The sequence below is a fragment of the Robertmurraya sp. DFI.2.37 genome (assembly GCF_029211245.1).
GTDB lineage: Bacteria > Bacillota > Bacilli > Bacillales > Cytobacillaceae > Robertmurraya > Robertmurraya methanolica_A.
Map to the genome: position 1 here is coordinate 1 of NZ_JARGEJ010000811.1, position 291 is coordinate 291.

Below are 291 nucleotides of genomic sequence, written 5' to 3' on the forward strand. Positions count from 1 at the left end.
TACCATTTCACCACCCATGAATTGCATTAATTCAGGAACCGATAAAATATCTTGACTAATTAACTGACTATTAACACTAGCACTGTGCCAGTTTCCAACTTGGCCATTAATATTTTCAACAGAGACTGTCCGCTTTCCAATTCGTTTAGAAATACTTTCAGCAGTTGTCGTTGAATTGGTCAAAATATATAAAATATTAGAACAGTTGCTTTCAATAGTTTTAGCTTCCTGTTCGTTATAATGAATTTGTAACTGTTCTAGATTTTGTACGACAATATCAAACATCATATT

Annotated in this window: 1 protein-coding gene; it reads right to left on the reverse strand. The window is 32.3% G+C overall.

What is annotated here, in order from left to right:
* Positions 1 to 291: TraM recognition domain-containing protein (locus tag PZE06_RS28745; RefSeq protein WP_275792503.1), on the reverse strand; the 291-nt coding region annotated here is incomplete at both ends.